General features: G+C 39.6%; 17 protein-coding genes. 8 read left to right on the top strand and 9 right to left on the bottom strand.

Annotated features, from left to right (window positions below):
• Positions 1-390: 390 nt before the first annotated feature.
• The 9 genes from noc to AR328_RS13740 form a co-directional block, all read right to left on the bottom strand.
• Complete coding sequence (noc, locus tag AR328_RS13780; protein ID WP_066296027.1) at positions 391-1,266, bottom strand: nucleoid occlusion protein; 876 nt, start codon at positions 1,264-1,266, stop codon at positions 391-393.
• A gap of 163 nt (positions 1,267-1,429) precedes the next feature.
• Complete coding sequence (rsmG, locus tag AR328_RS13775; RefSeq protein ID WP_066296025.1) at positions 1,430-2,146, bottom strand: 16S rRNA (guanine(527)-N(7))-methyltransferase RsmG; 717 nt, start codon at positions 2,144-2,146, stop codon at positions 1,430-1,432.
• Between the two features lie 36 nt (positions 2,147-2,182).
• Entirely contained in the window at positions 2,183-4,072 is a 1,890-nt protein-coding gene (gene mnmG / locus AR328_RS13770; protein WP_066296024.1) for a tRNA uridine-5-carboxymethylaminomethyl(34) synthesis enzyme MnmG, read from the bottom strand.
• A gap of 449 nt (positions 4,073-4,521) precedes the next feature.
• Positions 4,522-5,907: a tRNA uridine-5-carboxymethylaminomethyl(34) synthesis GTPase MnmE gene (gene mnmE, locus AR328_RS13765; RefSeq protein WP_066296023.1), complete on the bottom strand. Its 1,386-nt coding sequence runs from the start codon at positions 5,905-5,907 to the stop codon at positions 4,522-4,524.
• Between the two features lie 298 nt (positions 5,908-6,205).
• On the bottom strand, positions 6,206-6,826 hold the full coding sequence (gene jag, locus AR328_RS13760) for an RNA-binding cell elongation regulator Jag/EloR (RefSeq protein WP_066296021.1): 621 nt from the start codon (positions 6,824-6,826) through the stop codon (positions 6,206-6,208).
• A complete protein-coding gene (gene spoIIIJ / locus AR328_RS13755; RefSeq protein ID WP_066296019.1) occupies positions 6,823-7,599 on the bottom strand; it encodes a YidC family membrane integrase SpoIIIJ in 777 nt (258 codons plus the stop codon). Before spoIIIJ ends, jag begins: the two co-directional genes overlap by 4 nt.
• 164 nt (positions 7,600-7,763) lie before the next feature.
• Positions 7,764-8,135, bottom strand: a complete 372-nt coding sequence (rnpA, locus tag AR328_RS13750) for a ribonuclease P protein component (RefSeq protein WP_066296014.1) — start codon at positions 8,133-8,135, stop codon at positions 7,764-7,766.
• Positions 8,136-8,213: 78 nt separating this feature from the next.
• Positions 8,214-8,348: a 50S ribosomal protein L34 gene (gene rpmH / locus AR328_RS13745; protein WP_066296007.1), complete on the bottom strand. Its 135-nt coding sequence runs from the start codon at positions 8,346-8,348 to the stop codon at positions 8,214-8,216.
• A 246-nt stretch (positions 8,349-8,594) separates the two neighbouring features.
• On the bottom strand, positions 8,595-8,804 hold the full coding sequence (locus AR328_RS13740; RefSeq protein WP_156422695.1) for a hypothetical protein: 210 nt from the start codon (positions 8,802-8,804) through the stop codon (positions 8,595-8,597).
• Positions 8,805-9,208: 404 nt separating this feature from the next.
• Here AR328_RS13740 and dnaA point away from each other — a divergent pair, with 404 nt between their 5' ends.
• The 8 genes from dnaA to AR328_RS13700 all read left to right on the top strand — a co-directional run bounded on the left by dnaA (position 9,209) and on the right by AR328_RS13700 (position 19,582).
• A complete protein-coding gene (dnaA, locus tag AR328_RS13735; protein WP_066296000.1) occupies positions 9,209-10,555 on the top strand; it encodes a chromosomal replication initiator protein DnaA in 1,347 nt (448 codons plus the stop codon).
• 177 nt (positions 10,556-10,732) lie between these two features.
• Positions 10,733-11,869: a DNA polymerase III subunit beta gene (gene dnaN, locus AR328_RS13730; protein WP_066295990.1), complete on the top strand. Its 1,137-nt coding sequence runs from the start codon at positions 10,733-10,735 to the stop codon at positions 11,867-11,869.
• A 170-nt stretch (positions 11,870-12,039) separates the two neighbouring features.
• The gene (gene yaaA, locus AR328_RS13725) at positions 12,040-12,249 is read left to right on the top strand and encodes a S4 domain-containing protein YaaA (RefSeq protein ID WP_066295987.1); all 210 of its coding nucleotides are present in this window, start codon (positions 12,040-12,042) and stop codon (positions 12,247-12,249) included.
• Between the two features lie 48 nt (positions 12,250-12,297).
• Positions 12,298-13,416: a DNA replication/repair protein RecF gene (gene recF, locus AR328_RS13720; protein WP_066295979.1), complete on the top strand. Its 1,119-nt coding sequence runs from the start codon at positions 12,298-12,300 to the stop codon at positions 13,414-13,416.
• 9 nt (positions 13,417-13,425) lie between these two features.
• On the top strand, positions 13,426-13,665 hold the full coding sequence (gene remB, locus AR328_RS13715; protein ID WP_066295977.1) for an extracellular matrix regulator RemB: 240 nt from the start codon (positions 13,426-13,428) through the stop codon (positions 13,663-13,665).
• A 112-nt stretch (positions 13,666-13,777) separates the two neighbouring features.
• On the top strand, positions 13,778-15,700 hold the full coding sequence (gyrB, locus tag AR328_RS13710) for a DNA topoisomerase (ATP-hydrolyzing) subunit B (protein ID WP_066295975.1): 1,923 nt from the start codon (positions 13,778-13,780) through the stop codon (positions 15,698-15,700).
• Positions 15,701-15,871: 171 nt separating this feature from the next.
• Complete coding sequence (gyrA, locus tag AR328_RS13705; protein ID WP_066295970.1) at positions 15,872-18,397, top strand: DNA gyrase subunit A; 2,526 nt, start codon at positions 15,872-15,874, stop codon at positions 18,395-18,397.
• Positions 18,398-18,493: 96 nt separating this feature from the next.
• A complete protein-coding gene (locus tag AR328_RS13700) occupies positions 18,494-19,582 on the top strand; it encodes an HD-GYP domain-containing protein (RefSeq protein WP_066295968.1) in 1,089 nt (362 codons plus the stop codon).
• Positions 19,583-19,897: the final 315 nt, after the last annotated feature.

Here is a 19,897-nt window from a genome sequence, read left to right as displayed (position 1 = left end):
TCTGAATGAGTGGAATAGCTAGTAATAGGTGGAGATTCAACTTGGAGGAAGTCGAAAAGCTTACGATCAAAAATGAGGATAAAATTGAGCGTTATGGATACTTCATAGTACATGTTTTCTACTGGACACTTGCAAAATGTGCGTTATAAACACTCCATAGTGCGTGTTTTCTACTGGACCCTTGCAAAACGTGCGTTATAAACACTTCATAGTGCGTGTTTTCTACTGGACACTTGCAGAACGAGTGTTATAGACACTTTATAGTACGTGTTTTCTAGTGTACTCTATTAACAATTAAAACTTAACACCTTATACACCAATACACATACAAAAAACATGAGAAATTAAACGATGGGCTGTTTAATTCCTCATGAGTATATAATATATTTATTATTTCTTTTTTGGAATTTTAATCGTAATTTGATAAAATTCATCAAATTCTTCCTCATGCGAGTCTAGGTTTATACCGCTCTCTGAAACCATAGATAAGGATTGCCGGATGGTATTAACGGCAATTCTCATATCCTTGCTAAACGCTTTTCTCTTCGGTTTGGGCTTCGGGTTATTTTGTTCTAAAAGACGAACAACCCGGTCTTCCGTTTGCTTCACATTTAGGTTTTTATCAATAATTTCCTCTAACAGCTTCACTTGCTTTTCAGGATCCTTTAGCGGAATAAGTGACCTGGCATGTCGCTCCGTTATCGCTTTACATAATAAAGCATCCTGAACTTCTTGTGGCAGCTTTAATAGCCGCAGCTTATTTGCAACGGTTGATTGCCCTTTTCCTAAGCGCTGAGCTAATGCTTCCTGGGTTAGATGATGCAACTCCAATAGCTTCCCATATGCGATCGCTTCTTCAATTGGAGATAATTCTTCCCTCTGCAGGTTTTCAATCAAGGCAACAGAAGCTGTTTCTGTATCATTTAGATTTTTGATGATGGCGGGAACTTCCTCCCAGCCAAGCTTCTTCATGGCACGCCATCTGCGCTCACCTGCAATAATTTCAAACTGCTCATTCTCAAATTCCCGAACAACAATCGGCTGAATGATGCCGTGAGTATGAATGGTTCGTGACAGTTCTTCAATTCTTTCCTCATCAAATACCGTTCTTGGCTGAAAACGGTTAGGAACAATATGATCGATGGGGATTTTCTTAATTTCCTCATATTCCCCAATCTTTTCAACATTTATTTCTTCTTGTTTTTCTATTTCAACTTGTTCTCCCTTTTCGCCTAGGCCAAAAAAGCGTGAAAAAGAATGCTTCATCACCCTGCACCACCTTTACGAAACTCCCTATTACATATTCTCTATAAACTTGACAAGTCCTGCTGAAAATCAGGATTTATTATTTTTCCAAATATCTTAAATGGGACATGAACCTGTACCCTTATCCCTACTAATTATGCCACAATTCTTTGAAAAGTGTAACCTATTCAATTGGGGTCTTATTCGGGGTACCAGGTTTTCTAGGATATTTTTTTGGTGTAGCCTTTTCTTTATGAATAATTAATAGATTGCGTTCACTATCTTCCTGTGGAAGTGTGAAAGAAAATGATTGATGAAGTTTTCCGCCTAGGATGGAAATGGCCTTTTTCCCCACTTCTAGTTCTTCTTCAGCACTCGCACCCTTCATCGCAATAAATGTACCGCCGACTTTTACTAATGGCATACATAGCTCGCTTAAAACAGAAAGCCTGGCAACTGCACGGGCTGTAACGACATCATATGATTCGCGGTGCTCCTTTTTCTGACCAAATGTTTCCGCTCGGTCATGAATTAATTGGACGTTCTCCAAGCCAAGTTCCTTCGTTAAATGCTCTAAAAAGCCAATCCGCTTATTAAGAGAGTCGACAATCGTAACCCGCAGCTCTGGGAAGGCGATTTTAATTGGAAGACTTGGAAAACCCGCTCCCGCTCCGACATCGCAAATATGTAATGGCTTTGTAAAATCAAAATAAAAAGCTGCTGAGATCGAATCATAGAAATGCTTTAAATAAACCTCTGGCTTATCTGTAATTGCCGTAAGATTCATTTTCTCGTTCCATTCCACTAATAAGGTGAAGTATTTCTCATATTGATCTAATTGCTGAGGCGAGAGGGAGATCCCCTTCGCCGCCAGCGCTTCAATAAATAGTTCTGTATTCATTCGCCAATCCTTTCTCAAGCTATGAAATGGCAAGCTTTATTCGTTTGTGACCTTTGCAATTCGGCCCTGTTCAATATAAATAAGCAAAATAGAAATATCAGCAGGATTGACTCCTGAAATTCTAGAAGCTTGTGCAATGGATAATGGCATGACTTCTTTTAAATTATGTTTCGCCTCTTTTGCCAGGCCATTAATCGCGTCATAATCAATATTCTCTGGGATCCTTTTGTCTTCCATTTTCTTTAATCGTTCTACCTGCTGCAGCGATTTATCAATATAACCTTCATATTTAATTTGAATCTCCACTTGTTCTGCCACTTCTTGACCCAGCTTTTCTTCCCCAGGAGCGAGCTGCCAAATATGCTCATAGGACATTTCTGGTCTTTTCAACAGGTCTGATGCCCGGATTCCGTCTTTTAATTCGCTGCCTCCGAGGCTCTTGATGATTTCTTGAACTTCTTTTGATGGCTTGAGAATAATCCCTTTTAACCGATCAATTTCGTTTTCAATTGCTTGCTTTTTTGAAACAAACTTTTGATAGCGTTCTTCACTGATAAGACCGACTGAATGTCCAATTTCCGTTAATCGCAGATCGGCATTATCATGGCGAAGCAGTAAGCGGTATTCCGCACGGGAAGTAAGCAATCGGTATGGCTCCTGCGTTCCTTTTGTAATCAGGTCATCAATCATAACCCCAATATAAGCATCCGAACGGCTTAAAATGATTTCTTCCTTGCCAAAAACGTTCATCGCTGCATTAATTCCAGCCATAAGGCCCTGTGCACCGGCTTCTTCATAGCCCGAGGTGCCATTAATTTGCCCAGCCGTATATAAATTCTTTACCCTTTTCGTCTCTAATGTTGGCCAAAGCTGAGTCGGTCTCACGGAATCATATTCAATCGCATAGCCAGCACGCATCATCTTGGCATTTTCCAAGCCTGGAACACTGCGGATTAGGTCATGCTGTACTTCCTCCGGCAAGCTTGTTGATAAACCTTGAACATAAACCTCTTGCGTATTTCGTCCTTCCGGCTCCAAGAAAATTTGGTGGCGCGGCTTATCGTTGAAGCGAACAATCTTATCTTCAATGGACGGGCAATAGCGCGGACCCTTCCCTTGGATCATTCCGGAATACATCGGAGAACGATGCAGGTTGGCCTCAATAATTTGGTGTGTGCGTTCACTTGTATAAGTTAGCCAGCATGGCAGCTGGTCTGTTATAAATTTTGTCGTCTCGTATGAAAATGCGAGCGGTAGATCATCACCAGGCTGAATTTCTGTTTTACTGTAATCAATCGTGTTGCTGTTTACACGTGGAGGTGTACCTGTTTTAAAGCGTTCTAATTCAAAGCCGATCTCCTCTAAATTCTCAGAAAGCTTGATAGAAGGCTGCTGATTGTTCGGGCCGCTTGAATACTTTAGTTCTCCTAGGATTATTTCTCCTCTTAAAAAGGTTCCTGTTGTAATAATTACAGCTTTCGCGTGATAAACAGCGCCTGTTTGAGTGATCACTCCTTTACATACTCCATCTTCAATGATTAGTTGTTCTACCATCCCTTGAATGAGGGTGATGTTAGGCTCACTTTCTAGTGTCTTCTTCATTTCATGCTGATAGGCGAACTTATCCGCTTGTGCGCGCAACGCACGGACAGCTGGCCCTTTTCCAGTATTAAGCATTCGCATTTGGATGTAGGTTTTATCCAGGTTCTTAGCCATTTCTCCGCCCAAAGCGTCTATCTCTCTAACAACGGTTCCTTTTGCCGGCCCCCCGATAGATGGATTACACGGCATAAAGGCTATCATATCTAAATTTATCGTCACAACTAACGTCTTTGCACCGATGCGGGCAGACGCAAGGCCAGCCTCACAGCCCGCATGACCAGCGCCGACGACAATGACATCATATGTTCCAGCTTCATATGGCATGATGCTGCCTCCTTTTACTCTCTTGAAGTTTCTGTTTTTGTAATCCCCTTTTGAGTGATACATTTTGCGGAATTACAGTTATTCTGTAGCAAATATATTTTTATAAATGTGTATAGTACTTGTTTTCTTATGAATCAACATCAAACGAGTCCTATAAACCCTTCATAGTGCGTATTTTCTTTAGTTTCCACTTCAAACGAGCGTTATGAACCCTTCATAGTGCGCGTTTTCTTTAGTTTCCACTTCAAACAAGCGTTATGAACCCTTCATAGTGCGCGTTTTCTTTAGTTTCCACCTCAAACGAGCGTTATGGACCCTTCATAATGCGCGTTTTCTTTAATTACCGCCTCAAATGAGCTCTATGAACCCTTCATAGTGCGCATTTTCTTAAATAACCGCTTCAAACGAGCCACTATAAACCCTCCATAAAGCACATTTTCATCTTTCTCCTATTTCCCTAAACAAAACTGAGAGAATAACTGATCGATTAGACTTTCATGGACACTATCCCCGATAATTTCACCGAGCAGCTCCCAAGTTCTAGTAAAATCAATCTGCACAATATCAATAGGCGTACCCATTTCTACTGCCATTAAAGCATCCTCCATAGCACTTAACGCCTGATTTAACAAAGCAATATGGCGGGAATTCGAAACATACGTCATATCCCTTGATTCGATCGAGCCTTCGAAAAAGAGAGATGCAATCGCTTCTTCCAGCTCATCCACTCCCCTATCTTCTAAAAGGGAAGTTGTTACGAGCTTATGGTTCCGAGAGAGGTTCTGAACCCGTTCCATATCAATCTTTTGAGGCAGATCAGTTTTATTCACAATGACGATCACGTCCATGCCTTCGACTGCCTTAAATAGATTTTCATCCTCTTCCGTAAAATCATCCGAATAATTAAGAACAAGCAAAATAAGGTCCGCTTCCTTTAACACCTGCCGGGACCTTTCAACGCCGATTCGTTCGACTATATCCTCAGTTTCTCTTATCCCTGCTGTATCCAATAAACGTAGCGGCACACCGCGAACATTCACATACTCTTCAATCACATCACGGGTCGTACCAGGAATATCTGTTACGATTGCCTTGTTTTCTTGAACAAGACTATTCAATAAAGAGGATTTTCCTACATTTGGACGCCCCACAATGACGGTCGATAAGCCCTCTCGTAAAATTTTCCCCTGATGAGAGGTTCGAAGCAGCTTTTCAATCTCCTCTTTAACATAGGAGCCTTTTTCTAAAAGGAGCTGATGGGTCATTTCCTCCACATCATCATATTCAGGATAATCAATGTTAACTTCAACATGGGCGAGCGTCTCTAATATTTCCTGACGGAGCTTCCGAATCAGCTTCGATAGTCTGCCTTCCATTTGTCCAAGAGCCACATTCATTGCCCGATCCGTTTTTGCCCGAATTAAGTCCATGACCGCTTCAGCCTGAGATAAATCAATCCGTCCATTCAAAAAGGCTCTCTTCGTAAACTCCCCAGGCTCCGCAAGTCTAGCCCCATAACTCAGAACTAGCTGAAGCACCCGATTGACAGAAGCAATTCCTCCATGGCAATTAATTTCAACGACATTCTCTTTCGTAAAGGTTTTTGGGCCCTTCATAACCGATACCATGACTTCTTCAGCGATTTCATTCGTCCTTGGATCGATCATATGCCCATAATGGATCGTATGAGAGGCAACCTCATTCAGTCTTTTACCACTAACACCTTTAAACATTTTATCCGCAATCGCAATTGCTTCATCCCCGCTTAACCGAACGATCGCAATCGCTCCCTCACCCATCGGCGTCGATATGGCTGCAATTGTATCTAATTCCATTACACTCCACCTCTTTTCATTCAAAGCTTTATTTATCTATAAACGTTACTTCCTGTGATTTCTACAAAATAATAGAATATCATATGCCTTTTTATTAGAAAACAAGTTTGTCTTCCTCTTCTTGCCTTAAATAAAACTTTTCCACAGCATTTTTATTTTCAAAAAATCTTTATTTATCCACAGTTTTCAAATTAGGTATACTATATTTTATCTTATCCACATGTGAATAACAATAAAGCAGCGGCCATCAGATGATTTTTACAAAAAAAAAGAACCCAATCACAAGATTGGGTCCCTCTTATTTAACCGGTGTAATGACAAGATGGCGATGCGGATCATTTCCGTTTGAATACGTTTTGATCCGTTTATTATCAGCGAGAGCGGTATGAATGACTTTTCTTTCATAAGAAGGCATCGGTTCTAAAGTAACAGTTTGGCCTGTCTTTATCGCCTTTTGCGCCAATCGTCCAGCTAACTGGATAAGCGTATCATTTCGCCTTTTTCGGTAATCCTCCGCATCCAGTAATACGTTAATGTATTGTTCCGAATAGCGATTCATAACTAATTGTGTTAAATACTGCAAAGAATTTAAAGTCTGACCCCTTTTTCCAATGAGCAGAGCAATTTTTTCACCTGTTAAAATGAATTCGATGTTTCTTCCGCTGCCAATTACCTCTATTTCAATCGCAGCGCCCATCTTTTCACTTACATCTAAAAGGAACTTCTTGCCTTCTTCAATTGGGTCGATTTTCAAAACAGCTTTCACAATTGCAGGTCGTGAACCAAAGATGCCAAAGATCCCTTTTTTGCCTTCATCGACGATTGTAATTTCTGTACGTTCTTCCGTTGTCTGCAACTGAGCTAGAGCCGACTTTACTGCTTCCTCGACGGTCTGTCCTGTAGCAGTTACTTGTTTCACTTTTTTGCTCCTCCTGCTTTACCGGTTGCTGCAGCTTTCAGCTCCGGACCTTTAATAAAATACGTCTGAACGATCATAAAGATATTACCGACTACCCAGTACAATGAAAGGGCAGCTGGGAAGTTAATAGCAAAAACAACGATCATGATCGGCATGAGCCAAAGCATCATCGCCATTTGCGGATTTTGATTAGCTGTGCCTGCCATCATCATTTTTTGCTGAATAAATGTTGTTACACCAGCAATTAGCGGCAATAGATAAATTGGATCTGGAGCACCTAGTTCAAACCATAAAAAGGAATGTAACTTAATCTCCTGAGTACGGGATATAGCATGGTAGAACCCAATCAGTACTGGCATTTGAATGATTAATGGGAAACACCCAGCTAAAGGATTAACCCCATGCTGCTGGAATAATGCCATTGTTTCCTGCTGCAGCTTTTGTTGGGTTTTTTGATCCTTTGAACTGTATTTTTCTTTCAGTTTTGCCATTTCTGGCTGCAATGCCTGCATCGCCTTTGAACTTTTCGTTTGTTTAATCATTAAAGGAAGCATAATCAAACGGATAATAATGGTGACAATGATAATCGATAAACCAAAGCTGCCACCCGCGAATTCAGCAACTTTTATGATGAAAAGTGAAAGCGGATAAACTATGTACTGATTCCAAAAGCCTTCACTTTCGGATGTAATCGGCGTATTAATATCCATACAGCCTGATAAAAGCGCTGTTAAGAAAACCAGACCGACTACTAGAAGTATTCTTTTCTTCAAACGATTTTTCCTCCTTACTGCTAAGAAAATTTATCTATTGTATGTTTATTCCCAAGTTTGCCACCTTCTAAATATATAAATGTAATTCAGAAGATTATGGAAAACAAAACTACATATATTTTAACATTATTAATAAGGCATGTCTTTATAGAAAACACTTCTTCTTAAGACTGTTTATCAGCCATTCCTGGCTTAGGCTTAACCATAACCTTCGACAGCTTTAATACATGAATTAAACTGTTCTTAATCTCATGAAAACCCATATCAGCAACAGGCTTTCTGGCAATAATAATATAGTCGAAAGGATGTTTTAATTCATTCTCCAGTTCGTGGAAAGCTTGACGAACATAGCGCTTGATCTGATTTCTTGTGACAGCGTTACCAATTTTCTTACTCACTGAAAGGCCAATTCGAAAGTGCTCCTGCCCTGGCTTATTAAGTGAGTAAACAACAAATTGCCGATTGGCGAATGACTTGCCTTTTTTAAAGGCGTCTTGAAATTCTTTATTCTTTTTCACTCTAAATTCTTTTTTCATCGTCTCTTACCTCTCTAAAAGCGGAAGACTCTGTTTTTAATTGATTATGGAAAAAAAGACCACTGACGTTTCAGTGGCCTAAGCAGATAATACTTTTCTTCCTTTACGACGGCGACGAGCTAAGACGTTACGTCCGTTTGGCGTGCTCATGCGGCTGCGGAATCCGTGAACTTTACTTCTTTTACGTGCTTTTGGTTGATAAGTTCTTTTCATTATATGACACCTCCCTGAGGAATAGCTGTTAAAGACAGTCCTACTAATTATAAAGATGCAACTAGAATGTTGTCAACTGGTAGAAATTCGTAAGCCTGCATTGCTTAATCTGATTCATTTCTTACAAAAAGATCCACCAAGAAATTTTACCCTCTTTTCGGATCGATGTCACTCTAAAATTTTGTTTTTAAGAAAAGTAAATTTCTCCACTTTTTAAATTCGACACCCGAAAAGCCTGTGATCCTTCTATTGTCTAGCTCCGAGCGCCATCGGCTCGAGGTCATAAGCCAATCCGTCTAGAAGGTAAAGAACAACCTTCCAGCCGGCTCGTCTTATGCTTGTCGCCGATAGGCGGGCGCTCTCCGCTTTTCGAGTTGTGGATAAACTTTCGACACGTTTTTTATTATCCACAGCACATATCGACAGCTTTTTCACACAAACACCCCTTGTGGACAATTTAAATCCACACACTCTTAGCCTTGTGGATAGATTATTAAAAACCATTGCACCTCTTAGGAATATCTGTTATCATAATTGTGTTTTCACTCTTAATAAATCATTGTGCATAACTTTCTTATCCACAGATTGTGGATAAGATGTGGATGAGTTATTCTTTCAGGTTGTAAAACCTTGTCCACAGCTAGTGGATATTGTCGAAATCCTTCTTCTCTTCCTTATTATATGTTTTTCCACATACATGAGTCTGTATATTTATGAATATCTAGGTTGTACTGCTTGTATAGCCTATATTTTTTTGGCGCCTATCATTCTTATAAAATAAAAAAAGTGATTATTGGCCTACGACGTTCTACCTGCTTAGGGAATTTCTTTAATAGTAACTGGCAAAGGAGGGCTATCTATTGGAGAACATTGCGGATCTTTGGAATAATGCACTGACCAGCATCGAAAAGAAAATAAGCAAACCTAGTTATGAAACATGGCTAAAGTCGACGAAAGCTCACTCTCTTCAAGGAGACACGTTAACGATTACTGCGCCGAATGAGTTTGCCCGTGATTGGCTGGAAGAGCGCTATTCCCAATTGATCTCTGGAATTCTCTATGACATAACTGGAGAAGAATTAGGAGTTAAATTTATCATTCCTCAAAATCAAAATGAAGAAGGGCTTAATTTTCCAAATCCGCCAAGAAAAGCGGATAAAGAGGATGAACATCCTGAACTGCCATTAAACATGCTGAATCCTAAATATACTTTTGATACGTTTGTTATTGGCTCAGGAAACCGATTTGCTCATGCTGCTTCATTAGCAGTGGCCGAAGCACCAGCCAAAGCATACAACCCTTTATTTATTTATGGGGGAGTCGGACTTGGAAAAACGCACCTTATGCACGCCATTGGCCATTATGTATTAGATCACAACCCGTCAGCTAAGGTTGTCTATTTATCATCAGAAAAATTTACGAATGAATTCATTAACTCGATTCGTGACAATAAGGCAGTCGATTTCCGCAATAAATATCGAAAAGTCGATGTATTGTTAATTGATGATATTCAGTTTTTAGCCGGAAAAGAATCAACTCAAGAGGAGTTTTTCCATACCTTTAATACATTACATGAGGAAAGCAAGCAAATTATTATTTCCAGCGACCGGCCGCCAAAGGAAATCCCGACCTTAGAAGATAGGCTTCGTTCCAGGTTTGAATGGGGGCTTATCACTGATATCACACCTCCAGATCTTGAAACAAGAATTGCTATTTTGCGTAAAAAGGCGAAGGCTGAAGGACTTGATATTCCAAATGAAGTGATGCTGTATATTGCCAACCAGATTGATTCAAATATTCGTGAATTAGAGGGCGCTCTTATTCGCGTTGTTGCGTACTCATCCTTAATTAATAAAGATATTAATGCCGACTTGGCTGCTGAAGCTCTTAAAGATATTATTCCAAGCTCAAAGCCTAAAGTGATTACGATACTTGATATTCAGCGCGTTGTCGGGGAACACTATAATGTGAAATTAGAAGACTTTAAAGCGAAGAAAAGGACAAAATCTGTTGCCTTTCCTAGGCAAATTGCCATGTATTTATCGCGGGAATTAACAGACTTCTCTCTGCCGAAAATTGGCGAAGAGTTTGGAGGACGAGATCATACAACCGTGATCCATGCTCATGAAAAAATCTCAAAACTCGTGCAAACAGATACTCAATTTCAAAAAGAAATAAAAGAGATTCATGAAATACTTAAAATATAGTGTGCATAACATGAACTAGCTTACACACAGTCTGTCCACATGTGGATAGGCTGTGTTTCCATTAAAAAAATATAGTTATCCACATGTTAACAGGCCCTACTAGTACTTCTAGTATTTTTAAAAAGAAAAATATATATAACTAAAAATATAAAAATAGTTTATACGGAGGATTAAGAAATGAGATTTATAATCCAACGGGATCGATTAGTTCAAGGTGTTCAGGATGTTATGAAGGCGGTAACGAGCCGAACTACTATTCCAATTTTAACGGGAATCAAAATTGTAGCGACATCTGAAGGAGTAACATTAACAGGCAGTGATTCAGATATATCGATTGAATCATTTATTCCTAAAGAAGAAGCTGGAGATGAGATTGCGGAGATCAAACAAACAGGCTCCATTGTGCTTCAGGCTAAGTTTTTTAGCGAAATTGTTAAGAAGCTGCCAACGGATACCGTTGAAATGCATGTGGAAAATCAGCTGCAAACAGTCATTCGCTCTGGAAAGTCTGAATTTAAATTAAATGGGTTAGATGCGGAGGAATATCCGTTATTGCCGCAAATCTCGGAAGAAAATGTGTTTAAAATTCCAACTGATCTTCTTAAAGCGATGATTCGCCAAACTGTGTTCTCAGTGTCCACCTCAGAAACACGCCCCATCTTGACAGGTGTAAACTGGCGAGTGGAAAATGGGGAATTAACCTGTATTGCAACAGATAGCCATCGATTAGCGCTCAGAAAAGCAAGAATCGAAACAGAAGCAGCAGAAAGTTACAATGTTGTTATTCCGGGGAAGAGCTTAAGTGAATTAAGCAAGATTTTGGATGATCATAATGATCCTGTTGAAATTGTTATTACAGAAAATCAAGTTTTATTTAAAGCGAAGCACCTATTATTTTTCTCAAGATTACTTGAAGGAAATTACCCAGATACATCCAGATTAATTCCGACAGAAAGCAAAACAGATATTGTCGTCAATACGAAGGAGTTTTTACATGCGATTGACCGTGCTTCTCTATTAGCGAGAGAGGGACGAAATAATGTCGTCAAATTCACAACGATTGACGGAGGGATTATTGAAATCTCTTCTAATACGCCTGAAATCGGACATGTTGTTGAAGAATTACAAAGCCAGTCTGTAGAAGGCGAGGATTTAAAAATCTCCTTCAGTGCCAAATTTATGATGGATGCACTGAAAACACTAGAGGGTTCTGAAATAACGATTAGCTTCACGGGAGCCATGAGACCATTTGTTATTCGACCAATTAATGACGATTCCATTCTCCAGCTCATTTTGCCGGTTAGAACGTATTAATAAACAAAAATGACGGGGAGCTGCCAGCATAAGAGCTGGTAGCTTTTTCTTTGTATAATCGCTAAATTTTTAGTAAAATAGAACTTTAGGGTACATTCTAGAAATTGTTTTGATTTTATGGAAAAAATATTTCTAACAATAAAAATCAAACAATCGAGGAAGTGAAAAAGATGACAGACATCAAAATTGATACGGAATATATTACACTGGGCCAATTTCTTAAAATAGCTGAGATTATTCAGTCTGGCGGAATGGCCAAGTGGTTTTTAAGTGAATATGAAGTATTCGTAAATGGAGAGCAGGACCAAAGAAGAGGAAGAAAGCTCCGTACGGGAGATCAAGTTCAAATCGAGGAATTTGGTTCATTTACGATTGTATAAAAAATAGGCCTTCTGTAGCAGAGAGCTATGCTAAAAGGATGTAGGTCCATGTATATCGAGCAATTGCAGTTGAAAAATTACCGGAACTATGAAGGATTAGAAGTCCAGTTTGAAAATAAAGTGAATGTCATATTGGGCGAAAATGCACAAGGGAAAACAAATGTCATGGAATCCATCTATGTGTTAGCCATGGCAAAATCGCATCGCACCTCAAATGATAAAGAACTTATTCGCTGGGACGAAGAGTATGCTAAAATAGAGGGTAGGGTCCAAAAAGATCGAGGCTCTTTACCGATGCAATTAGTCATCTCCAAAAAAGGAAAAAAGGCTAAATGCAACCATATTGAACAGCAAAAGTTAAGTCAATATGTTGGAAATATGAATGTCGTCATGTTTGCTCCCGAAGATCTCCATCTTGTTAAGGGGAGCCCACAAGTAAGACGGCGTTTTATTGACATGGAAATTGGGCAAGTTTCTCCCATCTATCTTCATGATGTTAGCCAGTATCAAAAAATACTGCAGCATAGAAATCACTATTTAAAGCAGCTCCAAATAAAAAAGCAAACGGATCAAACAATGCTGGACATCTTGACAGAGCAGTTTATTCAAACTGCCGTCAAAATCGTGAAAAAACGCTTCGAATTCCTTCAGCTGCTTGAAAATTGGGCAATGCCGATTCATGAGGGCATATCAAGAGGGCTTGAATCGTTGAAAATAGAGTACAAGCCATCGGCAGATGTATCAGATGAGCAAGATTTGTCGAAAATGATAAAAGTATACGAAGAGAAATTTGGAAAAATAAAAAATAGAGAAATTGAACGTGGTGTGACAATGTTTGGCCCTCATCGGGATGATCTGCTCTTTTTTGTTAATGGGCGCGATGTGCAAACCTTTGGCTCACAAGGGCAGCAGCGAACAACTGCTTTATCTCTTAAGCTTGCAGAAATTGAGCTAATTCATTCTGAGATTGGCGAATACCCCCTATTGCTTCTTGATGATGTACTTTCAGAACTTGATGATTATCGGCAATCACATTTGCTCAATACGATTCAAGGAAAAGTGCAAACCTTTGTCACAACGACAAGTGTTGATGGAATTGATCACAAGACTTTAAAAGAGGCTGCAGCTTTCAGGGTGGAAGCTGGAAGCATGAAAAAGATTCAATGAGGTGAGCATTTGTATATCCATGTCGGAGAAGATATATTAGTTCGTTCAAAGGATATTGTCGCTATTATTGATAAGCAAAGTGTACACTCTTCTAAAATGATAGAAGAGTTTTTAGAGCGCCAGAAGCACTCTGTCATAAACCTCTCCAAAGGTTCTTATAAATCGGTGGTCATCACCACAAAGGAAATCTTTTTTTCCCCACTGGCATCAGGTACATTAAAAAAGCGATCCGCGAAATCCGCAATTTAAACAGATAAAGATAATAGTTTGGCGAAATAGAATAAGGATTTGCCAGGCTTTTTAATAGATGAATTGATATTGGATAGTAATGCAAATGAAAGCGTAGGTGATCGATGTGTCAATGGAGCAAAAGGCAGTGCAGGAAGAGTCTTATGATGCCAATCAGATACAGGTTTTAGAAGGTCTTGAAGCGGTTCGTAAGCGTCCAGGGATGTATATTGGTTCTACAAGTGCTAAGGGCTTGCACCATCTTGTATGGGAAATTGTAGACAACAGTATTGACGAAGCATTAGCCGGATATTGTTCAGAGATTAATGTGTGCATCGAGAAAGATAATAGTATTACCGTTATCGATAACGGACGTGGGATCCCTGTCGATATTCAAGAAAAAATGGGACGTCCGGCCGTTGAAGTCATTATGACTGTCCTTCATGCCGGAGGGAAGTTTGGCGGAGGCGGATATAAGGTTTCCGGCGGGCTGCATGGTGTAGGTGCTTCTGTTGTTAATGCACTTTCCACTGAATTAGAAGTATTTGTTCATCGGGATGGACATATTCACTATATTAAATTTGAGCGTGGCGTGACGATTGGGGACCTGAAGATTATTGGCGAAACAGACCATACTGGGTCAACCATTCACTTTAAGCCAGATCCGGAGATCTTCACTGAAACACTTGAATACGACTTTGATACACTGGCAAACCGTATCCGGGAATTAGCCTTCTTAAATCGCGGATTGAAAATTACGATTGAGGACAAACGCGAAAATGGCAAGAAGCTAGAATATATGTATGAGGGCGGAATCAAGTCGTACGTTGAACATTTAAACCGTTCAAAGGAAGTCCTCCATGAGGAGCCGATTTATATTGAGGGCGAGCGTGACGGAATTAATGTGGAAGTATCGATCCAGTACAATGATGGGTATACAAGCAATATCTATTCCTTTGCCAATAATATTAATACGTATGAAGGCGGAACCCATGAGGTCGGCTTCAAAACAGCTTTAACGAGGGTTATTAATGACTATGCAAGAAGAAGCGGAATTTTCAAAGAAAATGATGCCAATCTTTCAGGGGAAGATGTCCGCGAAGGAATTACGGCTATTATTTCCATTAAGCATCCGGACCCTCAATTTGAAGGACAAACAAAAACAAAGCTAGGGAACTCCGAGGCTCGTGCGATTACAGATACTGTTTTCTCTGAGGCATTAGACAAATTCCTGCTGGAGAATCCGACGGTAGCGAAGAAAATTGTTGAAAAGGGATTAATGGCTGCCCGCGCAAGATTAGCTGCGAAAAAGGCACGTGAATTAACAAGAAGAAAAAGTGCATTAGAAGTATCAAGCTTGCCTGGTAAATTAGCGGATTGTTCTTCAAAGGATGCATCCATCTCTGAATTATATATTGTTGAGGGTGATTCAGCGGGCGGATCCGCCAAACAAGGACGTGATCGCCATTTCCAAGCCATTCTTCCGCTAAGAGGGAAAATCCTCAATGTTGAGAAGGCTAGACTGGATCGAATTCTTTCAAACAATGAAGTAAGAGCAATGATTACAGCAGCTGGAACAGGTATTGGCGATGACTTTGATATTTCGAAAGCGCGATACCACAAGATTGTTATCATGACTGATGCGGATGTTGATGGTGCTCACATTCGAACTTTACTATTAACCTTCTTCTATCGTTATATGAGACAAATCATTGAAGCGGGATATATTTATATTGCACAGCCGCCTTTATACAAAATCCAGCAAGGGAAACGGATTGAGTATGCCTACAATGAAAGTCAGCTGGAAGAAGTGATGGGAAGCTTGCCAAGTAATCCTAAGCCAAATGTACAGCGTTACAAAGGGTTAGGAGAAATGAATCCTGGGCAGCTTTGGGAAACAACGATGAATCCAGAAACAAGAACTTTATTGCAGGTAAATCTCGAAGATGCAATTGAAGCGGACGAAACCTTTGAAATCCTTATGGGTGATAAAGTGGAGCCTCGCCGTCAATTCATTGAAGAAAATGCGTTATATGTTAAGAACCTAGATATTTGATTAAACACCCAGGGTAGATGGCTATTATTCTATCCTGGTTTTATATACTTGAAATGCAAAGGCAGCTGCTTTTGATCATTAGGCTACCTTTTATCATTGAAACTATTCGTTGGGAATTTTTACCCATGGATAGATTGAGAAATAGTTGTTCACATAAAGGAGGTTCTTTACATGGCTGAAACTCCGAGGCCCCAAGTAAGAGAGATTAATATAAGCCAGGAAATGCGTTCGTCCTTTCTTGACTATGCGATGAGTGTTATTGTGTCACGTGCTTTACCAGATGTACGAGATGGATTAAAACCGGTTCACCGCCGGATTTTATACGCCATGCACGATCTTGGCATGCACTCAGATAAACCTTATAAAAAATCAGCTCGTATCGTTGGAGATGTTATTGGTAAATACCATCCCCACGGAGACTCTGCTGTATATGAAACAATGGTGCGGATGGCACAGGACTTCAACTACCGTTACATGCTTGTTGATGGACATGGAAACTTCGGTTCTGTCGATGGGGATTCTGCAGCAGCGATGCGTTATACGGAAGCCCGTATGTCCAAAATCTCGATGGAGCTTTTGAGAGATATTAATAAAGACACAATCGATTATCAAGACAACTATGATGGGGAAGAAAGAGAGCCTGTTGTTTTGCCGGCTAGATTCCCGAATTTATTAGTGAATGGTACATCAGGGATAGCTGTAGGAATGGCAACAAATATCCCTCCGCATCAGCTTGGCGAAGTAATTGATGGGGTATTGGCCATTAGCCAGGATCCAGATATAACCATTCCAGAGTTGATGGATATTATTCCCGGCCCGGATTTTCCAACTGCCGGAATGATTCTTGGCCGGAGCGGAATCCGCAAGGCTTATGAAACAGGCAGAGGCTCTATTACATTAAGAGCAAAAGTAGAAATCGAACAAAAGGCAAATGGCAGAGAAGTCATCATTGTCAATGAGATCCCTTATCAAGTGAATAAAGCGAAGCTGATAGAGAGAATCGCTGAACTTGTCAGAGATAAAAAGATTGATGGAATTACCGATCTGCGTGATGAATCCGACCGTAACGGGATGCGGATTGTCATTGAAGTTCGCAGAGATGCAAATGCAAGTGTATTATTGAACAATCTGTATAAGCAAACAGCGATGCAGACGAGTTTCGGAATTAACTTGCTTGCTTTAGTCGATGGCGAACCAAAGGTACTGAATTTAAAGCAGTGTTTAGAGTATTATTTAAATCACCAAAAAGTTGTAATCCGACGCAGAACTGAGTTTGAATTAAGAAAGGCGGAGGCGCGTGCTCATATTCTAGAAGGCTTAAGAATTGCCCTCGATCATTTGGATGAGGTCATTGCATTAATCCGCGGTTCTCAAACAACGGATATTGCCAGAGAAGGATTAATGACCAAATTCAATCTTTCTGAGAAGCAAGCTCAGGCTATTCTGGATATGCGTCTGCAACGTTTAACAGGCTTAGAGCGTGAAAAAATTGAAGATGAATATGCAAGCTTAGTTAAACTAATTGCTGAGTTGAAAGCAATATTGGCGGACGAGGAAAAGGTACTCGAAATTATCCGTGAAGAATTGCTTGAAATTAAAGAAAGATTTAATGATGAGCGACGCACGGAAATCGTTGCAGGGGGCATTGAGCAAATTGAAGATGAAGATTTGATCCCTCGCGAGAATATCGTCATCACTTTAACTCATAAAGGCTATGTGAAACGTCTGCCTGTTTCTACTTACCGTGCCCAAAAGCGTGGTGGCCGTGGAATTCAAGGTATGGGGACAAACGAAGATGATTTTGTTGAACATTTAATGACTACATCAACCCATGACACAATCTTGTTCTTCACGAATAAAGGGAAGGTATACCGTTCTAAAGGATATGAAATTCCTGAATTTAGCCGTACAGCTAAAGGGATTCCAATTGTTAACCTCTTAAGCGGGCTTGAGAAAGATGAATGGGTAAATGCCATTATTCCAATTGAGGAATTCGTAGATGATTGGTTCTTGTTCTTTACCACGAAGCAAGGGATTTCTAAGCGCTCCCCTCTTACTTCCTTTGCCAATATTAGAAACAATGGGTTAATTGCCATTAATTTAAGGGAAGATGATGAGCTAATTTCTGTACGCTTAACAGATGGACAGAAGGAAATTATTATTGGAACGAAAAATGGTTTACTCATTCGATTCCCTGAAGATGATGTCCGTTCAATGGGGCGTACCGCAACAGGGGTTAAGGGAATAAGCTTAAGCGGTGATGATGAAGTAGTGGGAATGGAAGTGTTGGAGGAGAATTCCCAAATACTAATTGTTACGAAAAACGGTTATGGTAAACGTACCCCTTCCGAAGAATATCGTATTCAAGGAAGAGGCGGAAAAGGAATTAAAACCTGTAATGTTACCGAGAAAAATGGAAATCTCGTTTCCATGAGAGCGGTCACTGGCGAAGAAGACTTAATGTTAATTACGACTGGCGGTGTCCTCATCCGCATGGCAGTAAGTGATATTTCGACAATGGGGCGTAACACTCAAGGTGTTAGACTCATTCGTTTAGACGAAAACATAGATGAATTTGTTGCTACTGTTGCCAAGGTTGAAAAGGAAGAGGATAAACCTGAAGAGGAATTAACAAAGCCATTAGAAAGTGCTGAATTTCTTCCTGATGAGGAATCCGCAGAAGATGATCAAGAATAATATATGAATGGGAGGAACACAAGTTTTGTGTTCCTCCTTTTGTGTTTAATGGGGTATAATGGTAAAAACGATTCATGACATTTGGGGTGGAAGACTGTGCGTGTGAACATAAAGGAACTGCGAGAGGGATGTATTATAGCTGAAGATATTTATAGTCTGACCAATCGTCCAATTGTTACTAAGAAAAGTATTCTTACAAAAGAATTAATACATATACTAAATGTTTTTCTTATTGAGGAAGTTGATGTAGAAAAGTTACTGGTGAATGGAACTGCTTTTATTCCAAATGAAGTCGTAAGTGATGACAGGAATACAAAGGAAGCACCTAGCGAGAACAATGAATGTCTGGAAGATCTGTTTCTTATTGCGGTACAAAATTACAAAAGAGAATTTAAGAACTGGCAATCAGGTTTGCCAATCGATATTTCAAAAATCAGAAGTATTATACTTCCTCTCGTTGAAAAATCAGAAGCTAATCCCTCTGATTTGTTCTCCCTGCATCATTTATCAACTAATGATGAATACCTATATCAGCACTCAGTTGCAGTCGGGCTATTAAGTGCTTTTATCGGAAAGAAGCTTAAATACAATAAAGGAGATGTTCTACAGCTTGCTCTTGGTGGCTGTCTTTCAGATGCTGGAATGGCAAAAATAAAGCCTTCCATTCTTTTTAAGAATTCAACGTTAACTCTTCAGGAATTTGAAGAGATTAAAAGACATTCAGTCTCTAGCTATAAGATGGTGCAAAATATTTCTCTTTTGAAAGAAACGACAAAGATAGGGATTTTTCAACATCATGAAAGATTAGATGGAAGCGGCTATCCTTTAGGGGAACAGAACAGTAAAATAAGCACATTTGCCAAAATCATTGCGGTGGCTGATACCTTTCATGCCATGACTAGTAATAGACTTTACCGAAAAAAGCAGTCACCATTTAAAGTTTTAGAAATGATGCTCCAGGATATGTTTGGGAAATATGATATTGCAGCGATGCACGCAATCGGATCAGGCTTTATGACTTTTTCAATTGGAAGCAGTGTTAAGCTTTCAAACGGCCATATAGCTGAAATTATGTTTTTAGAAGAAAAAACACCGACAAGGCCACTTGTGAAAATAAATCAAACTGGCGAAATCCTCCACTTAGAAAAACATCGGCAATTATATATAGAGGAAGTGCTTAAATAGACCACAAATGTTGGTCTATTTCTGTGTAAAAGGAAATTAACATATTTTACAATAATAAAAAGAACAATTTATACAAAAAAATACTTGCAATCATACTATGGGCTTGTTATACTAATTCAAGTCAGCAAGCGAGAGTAAATAACTTCTTAAAGAAAAGAAAAAAATGTTGACATTGTTATTTTGGAATGATATATTAATAAAGTCGCTTCTGAGCGATATGATAGTTCTTTGAAAACTGAACGAACAAAAACGTCAACGTTTTAGTCTTTTTATCAAAAAGACATTTATGAGCTAATCAACTCAACTTTATTGGAG

This window comes from Bacillus sp. FJAT-29937 (genome assembly GCF_001509555.1).
GTDB lineage: Bacteria > Bacillota > Bacilli > Bacillales > Cytobacillaceae > Cytobacillus.
Note: the sequence above shows the minus strand (reverse complement) of the source record. Positions and strands in the feature narration are given on the sequence as shown.

Excerpts from the sequence above, each read along its gene's own strand:
- mnmG (WP_066296024.1), bottom strand. The coding sequence starts at position 4,072 with ATGCCATATGAAGCTGGAACATATGATGTCATTGTCGTCGGCGCTGGT.
- dnaN (WP_066295990.1), top strand. The coding sequence starts at position 10,733 with ATGAGATTTATAATCCAACGGGATCGATTAGTTCAAGGTGTTCAGGAT.
- recF (WP_066295979.1), top strand. The coding sequence starts at position 12,298 with ATGTATATCGAGCAATTGCAGTTGAAAAATTACCGGAACTATGAAGGA.
- rnpA (WP_066296014.1), bottom strand. The coding sequence starts at position 8,135 with ATGAAAAAAGAATTTAGAGTGAAAAAGAATAAAGAATTTCAAGACGCC.
- gyrB (WP_066295975.1), top strand. The coding sequence starts at position 13,778 with ATGGAGCAAAAGGCAGTGCAGGAAGAGTCTTATGATGCCAATCAGATA.
- rpmH (WP_066296007.1), bottom strand. The coding sequence starts at position 8,348 with ATGAAAAGAACTTATCAACCAAAAGCACGTAAAAGAAGTAAAGTTCAC.
- mnmE (WP_066296023.1), bottom strand. The coding sequence starts at position 5,907 with ATGGAATTAGATACAATTGCAGCCATATCGACGCCGATGGGTGAGGGA.
- rsmG (WP_066296025.1), bottom strand. The coding sequence starts at position 2,146 with ATGAATACAGAACTATTTATTGAAGCGCTGGCGGCGAAGGGGATCTCC.
- noc (WP_066296027.1), bottom strand. The coding sequence starts at position 1,266 with ATGAAGCATTCTTTTTCACGCTTTTTTGGCCTAGGCGAAAAGGGAGAA.
- gyrA (WP_066295970.1), top strand. The coding sequence starts at position 15,872 with ATGGCTGAAACTCCGAGGCCCCAAGTAAGAGAGATTAATATAAGCCAG.
- yaaA (WP_066295987.1), top strand. The coding sequence starts at position 12,040 with ATGACAGACATCAAAATTGATACGGAATATATTACACTGGGCCAATTT.